Consider the following 4,514-nt stretch of genomic DNA (forward strand, 5'->3'; position numbering starts at 1 on the left):
AAGATGTCGGAGCAGGAACTCAAGGACCAGCGCAAGGAGTTCACGAACCAGTACGACGAGCTGATGCTGACGACCGCGCAGCTGGCGGCGAAAGCACGCGCTGCGATCGAGCCGTACAACCTGGCGCTGTACGACCAGATCCAGGCGCAGACCGCAGTGAAGAATGCTCAGGCCGCGTTGCTCGAAGCCTACGACAAACAGAAGTCGGCGCTCCAATCGGTCGTCGACCTGCAACTGGCTGCCGCTGCTGCCACTGAGAAGCAGATCAATGCGCTGAAGCTGGGTGCCCAGTCGATCCTGTCCCCGGAGCAGAAATACTTCGAGGCGCAGCGCCAGTTTGATGCTGCCGCGCCAGGTGAGGCGAAGAGCGCGGCTGCGCAGGCACTTCTTGAAGCGTCTCGTACTTACAACGGCTCAACACAGGCCTACGTGAAGGACTACGCAAAGGTTCAGGCCGCGCTGGTTCTGCAAGCAGCGTCGCAAAGCTCGGCGGCCTCGATTGCCCAACAGCAGCTCGATGCGCTGAACAAGCAAGTCGCACCCCTGATCGGCATTAAAGACGGCATCACCGGCTTGGCTGCGACCACAAAGGCCGTGCTCGATGGGATTCAAGATCTGGCTCGCGTAACTGCGGCAGCTGCGGCAGCGAACAGCGTCGCCGGCGCTAGCGGCAGTGGCCAGTCAGTCGAGGCCATGGTTGCCGGCATCTACAAGGACGTACTTGGCCGCCAGGGAGATGAGGCTGGCATGGCTTTTTGGGCAACGCAGATCAAGAATGGTGCGAGCTATTCCCAGATCTATGATGCGTTGAAAAACTCCGATGAATACAAGCAGTTGAGAGGAATCAGCGCCTTTGCTAACGGTGGCCTGGCCGCTGGTTGGTCGCTGGTCGGCGAAGAGGGGCCTGAGCTGGTGAACTTTGATCAACCCGGGCGCGTGTATACCGCAAGTCAGAGCCGAGAAATTATGGCTGGCGGAACTTCCGATGCTGCGATTGCTAAGCAAACGGCAGCGATCGAGCGGCAGAATGCACTGATCGCCAAGCAGAATGAGCTACTGACGGCGATCAAGGAGGCGGCGGAGGAAACTGCGGAGAACGGCGCCACCAAGGAAGGCCAGCGCCAGTCGCGGCAGCACATGGCAAAAGTGCTATCTACTCGTCAGGCGGTGATGTATGAGTGAGCAGATCGTCCTGGTGGAGATTGAGGGCTACAACAAAGCCACCGGCCTGGCGGAGACGCTGCGATTCTGTGACGGACTGGCGTATCGCACGCGGCCGGCCGAGGTACCGGCCAACGCGCTGTATCGCCCGTTCCTGCTCGATCCGGGCTGGTGCCGCGTCGACATCTACACCGGGCCGGGCAAGTATGGCCAAATCACGCCCGGCGAGTGTGTGCTGGACGATTCCAGCGGCACGCTGGGCGCCAAGCTGATCGGCTATGCCTTCGACGGCCGCAGCATTGTGGTGCGCATCGGCGAGCGCGGTGCGCCGTACCCGGCGGGCTACGTTACCGTGATCAACGGCACGCTGGCCGGCCAGCCGTCCTTCGACTGGAATAAAATCACTTTCCATCCGGCAGACCTGACGGCAGCGCAACAGAAGACGCTGCAAACGGCGCGCTTCGCCGGTAACAACGTGCTGCCGAACGGGGTGGAAGGCCTGGACGACATCAAGTCGAAGGTCAAGCCGATGGTTCTGGCCCTGGCGTCGAATATGTCGCCGGTGCTGTGCAACACTTCGAAGCTGATCTACCAGGTATCGGTGCCGGTTGGCGCCGCCGCGCACACGATCACTGCGGTGCGTGACGGGGGCCTGCCGCTGACGGCCGGTTCCGCATACGCCAGCCTCGCCGACATGCAAGCCACGGCGCCCAGCTCTGGCCAGTACCGCGTCTTTTCGACGGTGGCCGGCGGCTGCTACATCCGGCTGGGCGCGTCGCCGGCGCGCGGGATCACCTGCGACGTCGCCTGCGGGACTGCCGCCGACCGCACCCACGCGCAGACCTGGCGCCGAGTGCTGCTGTACGCCGGCGTGCCAGTCGGCTCGATCTCGGCGGCCGACGTCGCCGCGCTGGACGCCGCGCTACCGGCGGAAATCGAGTTTGCGCTGTTTGACGAGTCGACCGCCGCCGCTGCGCTCAGCACCATCGCCAACAGCGCGGCCGCTGCGTGGTACGGCGACCAGACCGGCGTGTACCGCATCGCGCAGTGGACACCTGCATCAGGCCCGCCAGTCGCGACGCTGACTGCGCTGCGCACGGAAACCATGGACATCTCGGACCCGGTCGGCAACGGCGACGTGGCGCCGGCCTACCTGGTCAACCTGTCGTATGGCAGGAACTGGACGAAGCAGGCCGACGCGGATCTGGGCGGCGACAAGACCAGTAGCACTGATCCTGTTCGTGCACCGGGCGGCCGGGCCGGACTGGCGGCGCGCGCCTGGCTGGCGGAGGAATACCGCATCGCGCCGGCCACCGATGCAACCGTGCAGACGGCCTACAAGAACGCTGTGAAGCTGGAGCTGACCTCGCTGATTTCTGCCGCCGCGCCGGCGCAGGCGTTTGCTGACAGCCAACTCGCCGCCTACAAGGTCGCGCGCAACCTGACCACGCTTTCGATGTGGCTCTCGCCTGCGCAGATCAACGCCGTACGCGCCGGCGCCACGGTCAGCTTGAAGATGGACCGCTGGGGCTACAACAACGGGAAGCTGGTGCGCGTCGCCGGCGTTCTTATCGATCGCCAAACCCGAAAAACTGAACTTACCCTCTGGGGCTGATGAATGGCGAATCCTAAACTTTGCTTCCCAAACTGGACCCTGCCGACGTCGATCGTAACGCCGACCGTGAGCGGACCCGGCTGGATTGACCTGCAAAACCTGCACGGCGAGGTGCTGTCCGAGATGGCGCGCTATCCAGGTATCGACCTGGCCGGCACCCGCTTTGTCATCGACCTCGGCACGCTGCGCAACGTCTCGGTGCTGGCGATCCCGTTCCACAACGCCGGCCTGTTCGACAAGGCGCGCATCCGCTTCTGCACCGATGCCGCGCTGACCGATGCGGTGATCGACACCGACTGGCAGGAGTTCTTCGGGGTGATCTACCCATACGGCACGCTCGACCCGACCCGCGTGGAGTGGATCGACGGCCGGATGACAGCGGAGGATGCCGCCGGCTACATGATCCCCTGGGTGTACGTGGCGCCGGTAGCCGGCATCGGCCGCTACCTGGACGTCCAGCTCGACTGGCGCTCCAACCCAGCCGGCTACGTCGACATCGGCCAGATCGTCGCCTCGCCGGCGATCACCTCGGTCTACAACATTTCCTACGGCGCCAACCCGCCGTTCTATGTCGATCCCTCGACCAAGACGCGCGCCAAGGGCGGCCCGCAGTTCGCGGACCAGCAACGCTCATATCGCGTAGCAAACATGCAGTTCGACTGGCTGAGTGGAGATGAGCTGTACGGCAACTTTTACGAGATGGTTCGCCGCTACGGATCGACCAAGCCGCTGTTCTACATCTACGACTCCGACGCGCCGGCGGCGATCCGCCAGAAGCAGTCCTTCATGTGCACCGTGGATGCCGGCCAGCCGACATGTACCAACGTCAATCTCAATTCGCTGCCGGTGGCGGTCGAAGAAGCTTTTTAAGGAAGAACATGGCAATCGACTTCGAAATTAATGGGCATCGCTACACCAACGACCCGGCGCTGGCTGCCGCCGAGAACATCCCGGCGCAATACCAGTTCATCGGCTACAACGCGGTGCTCGCGCTGGAGAGCTATGCGGAGGACGTGGTGGCGGTCGGAGGCGGGTCGACCGAGGCGGCTGAGGCTGCGGCGGTGCTGGCCGAGGCATTTGCCGCCAGCGCCATCCTGGCGCCCGGCAGCTCGGGCACTTCCAGCACGGCGCTGACCACAGCCTATGGCGCGCAGATCTACACCGTCCAGCCAGGCAAGAACTTCAACAAGGGCGCCTGGGTAACGCTGGCCAGCGACGCTGCGCCGGACGCGGTGCAGATGAGTGGTCCGCTACTGTCCTACGACCCGGCGACTGGCGCCATGATCGCCAACATCAAGGCGCTGTCGGGCATCGGGCTCACTGCGGCGGATTGGGTCGTCAGCCTGAGCGCGCCTGGTGGCGCACAGCTGGGCTTCAACCAATACACCGGCTCGCAGTTCTACGCCGCCGGCATTTTCGAGGGGCTGGTCGACATGGCGGCAGGCAATAACGCCGACCTTGGCGCCGGCACGCTGTTCAAGAAAACGGCCACGGCCAGCTGGGCACTGACGGTCAGCGGCATCCCGGCCGGCGCGTCGGCATGCTTCATCCTGGAATTGACCAATGGCGGCCTGTACCCGTTCACGCCGCCGGCTGGCACCACCTATCCGGGTGGCGTGGTCCCGTCGCTGTCGGCGGCCGGTACCGACGCGCTCGCGCTGTACCGCCTCGCTGGCGGCAGCTGGCGGCTCTTCATGCTGGGGAAGGACGCAAAATGACGGCGCGCTTCCTGCGGATG

General features: G+C 64.3%; 4 protein-coding genes. All 4 read left to right on the forward strand.

All coding sequences use genetic code 11. From position 1 onward, the window contains the following. The coding region (locus tag BLS51_RS29045) for a DUF4214 domain-containing protein (protein WP_139168819.1) at positions 1 to 1,182 on the forward strand (1,182 nt) is incomplete at its 5' end. Continuing rightward, positions 1,175 to 2,776 (forward strand): hypothetical protein, encoded by a 1,602-nt coding sequence (locus BLS51_RS29050; RefSeq protein WP_090285866.1) that lies wholly within the window; start codon positions 1,175 to 1,177, stop codon positions 2,774 to 2,776. The genes BLS51_RS29045 and BLS51_RS29050, both read left to right, overlap by 8 nt. A gap of 3 nt (positions 2,777 to 2,779) precedes the next feature. After that, positions 2,780 to 3,646: a hypothetical protein gene (locus BLS51_RS29055; RefSeq protein WP_139168820.1), complete on the forward strand. Its 867-nt coding sequence runs from the start codon at positions 2,780 to 2,782 to the stop codon at positions 3,644 to 3,646. A gap of 8 nt (positions 3,647 to 3,654) precedes the next feature. Beyond that, positions 3,655 to 4,494, forward strand: coding sequence for a hypothetical protein (locus tag BLS51_RS29060; protein WP_090285873.1), 840 nt, complete (start codon positions 3,655 to 3,657; stop codon positions 4,492 to 4,494). Positions 4,495 to 4,514 lie beyond the last annotated feature (20 nt).

Source organism: Duganella sp. OV510, from assembly GCF_900100205.1.
Classification (GTDB): domain Bacteria; phylum Pseudomonadota; class Gammaproteobacteria; order Burkholderiales; family Burkholderiaceae_D; genus Rugamonas.